This is a genomic window from Skermanella sp. (assembly GCF_059503625.1).
This window is the reverse complement of record NZ_JCACHA010000554.1, coordinates 1-2003: the sequence shown is the minus strand read 5'-3', so window position 1 is coordinate 2003 and position 2003 is coordinate 1. Positions and strand designations below refer to the sequence as shown.

2 protein-coding genes are annotated in these 2003 nt (G+C 59.3%); one reads left to right on the top strand and one right to left on the bottom strand.

Annotated features, from left to right (window positions below; genetic code table 11):
• The first annotated feature begins 31 nt into the window (after positions 1 to 31).
• Positions 32 to 712 (top strand): LuxR C-terminal-related transcriptional regulator, encoded by a 681-nt coding sequence (locus AC5JJ6_RS11690; protein WP_496042194.1) that lies wholly within the window; start codon positions 32 to 34, stop codon positions 710 to 712.
• 130 nt (positions 713 to 842) lie between these two features.
• Here the strand turns inward: AC5JJ6_RS11690 and AC5JJ6_RS11685 are convergent, their stop codons facing one another.
• Positions 843 to 1517 carry a LuxR C-terminal-related transcriptional regulator gene (locus tag AC5JJ6_RS11685; RefSeq protein ID WP_496042193.1) on the bottom strand — a complete coding sequence of 225 codons (675 nt, stop codon included), beginning with the start codon at positions 1515 to 1517 and terminating at the stop codon, positions 843 to 845.
• Positions 1518 to 2003: the final 486 nt, after the last annotated feature.

Here is a 2003-nt window from a genome sequence, read left to right as displayed (position 1 = left end):
ACCTAATAGCCTTTCAGCGCGGGAGCAGACTATGCCACGTATCGAAGCTTTTCTGATCGATTCCAAGAAACTTTTCCGGGAGGGGCTCAAGCGCCTGCTGGATGACTCGCCGTTCCAGATCGTCGCCGAAGCGGGCAACATCCGCGAAGGCGTCGCGATCGCCGAGTCGGGGCTCCGCCCTCAGCTCGTCCTGCTCGATCTGGTCAATGGCGGCGACGACGAAGCCGAGGCCATGCGGCGTCTGCGGGCATTGCTGCCGGACACCAGGATGGTCGTTCTGACGACCGACCTTTGCACGCGCCGTCTGGCGAACGCACTCGAGGCGGGCGCCGACGGTTACCTCATGAAAGACCTTTCCGCCGATGCCCTGGCTCAGTCGCTGAGGCTGGTGATGATGGGCGAAAAAGTGTTCCCGACCCATCTGGCCGCACTTCTCATCAGCGGCCGGGTCAACGGCAACGGGCTCGAGATGCCGATCTCGCGAAAGGGCCTGTCGCAGCGCGAAGTTCAGATCCTGCGTTGCCTGCTCAACGGCGACAGCAACAAGATGATCGCCAACCATCTGAACATCACGGAAGCGACCGTCAAGGTTCATCTGAAGAGCCTGCTGCGCAAGATCAACGCGTCGAACCGTACACAGGCGGCCATCTGGGCGCTCAACAACGGCATCGGCGGAGAGCTGACCGGCGGCGCCGCGGCATCGATCGCCTGAAGCACTTCCTTGTATCGGGGAAAGAGGGCCGGTTTCCCACGCTGCAAGGGACCGGCCTCTTTTCTGTCCGGCCCGGTCGCCGCCGGATCCTGGCTGTTGGTCGAAGCGTATGGCTTGCGGTCTCCGGCTGTCAGCCTTCGGAGGTGCGCATCGCCAGCGGCGTCAGCGTTTCCGAACCCCGCGCCTGTTCGAGCGAGGGCTGCTGACGTGCCGCGAAGACGCCCGCTTCGGTGCGGTTGCGGAAGTGCAGTTTCGACAGGACGCTTCTGACCATCGACTTGATGACGGCTTCGGACAGGTCGAGCTGGTCCGCGATCGTCCGGTTGTTGAGCCCCTGGCCGAGAAGAAGCAGTGTCTGGAACTCGACGTCCGAGAGGCGAGGCAGAAGCGTCAGCCTGATCTCGTCTACCCCGAGGCGGGACAGGAACTGCTTGGGCATGAGGCAGTGCCCTTCCAGTCCCAGATCGATCAGCTCGTTGATCCGGTCGGAGTTGATGTCCTGGAAGACCCAGGCATCTGCGAAAGCGAGGATGTGGGCTGCATCGAGCAGCTCGCGGCTGCTCAGCACCACCACGATCCGGCTGCGCCGGGAAAGCCGAAGATAAACCATCGGCTCGTTCTCGCGCAGCGCCGCGAACTGCTGGACACCGATCAGGATGGCGTCGGGAGTGATATTGCTTTGCTGAAGATCAGCAATATCGTGAAAAACGGATATCCGGTGTCGGCCGCCGTTTTCCAGGGCCGAGACCAGGTGGTCGGCGATCGTGTCGTCGTCGACGACGAGGCAGACATGCATGGGCGTCACTGTGTTCAACCTGGTATCATCCAAACCGGGGGGCAGCTTATGTCGGGCGGATTGCTCATTGTGCACATGCATGGTTCGGCTCTGACTCTTGGCGCGAGGTCCCGGCTGGCGGGGCACCGCGACGGGTGAAGACTGTCTGTCGAAGAGCAGTTCGTCATTTCTGAAAGTCTCTAAGCATTAAAGTTGAGGGTGCTAAGAAGCTCTATGACAAACGCCGGAGTTAGAGCGAATATTATAGTAAAATCCAAAGCAGCGCGGTTGGTTAATTTACAATATCGCAGTGATTGCGGTGCGAGAATAAAGCAATGAGGTTATATTCTTGCTTATCGTGGCAATCCATCCGGTGTGTCGTGGCGCAAAAGTACGGACTTGATGCCAACTTAGGTTGTGCTGCGCTGAAGAGGCTATCCCATCAGACTGGAGCAAAGATAGGTGTCAAATAGATTGTACTTGAGAGATCATCGATCTGCCACGTAACGTTAGGTG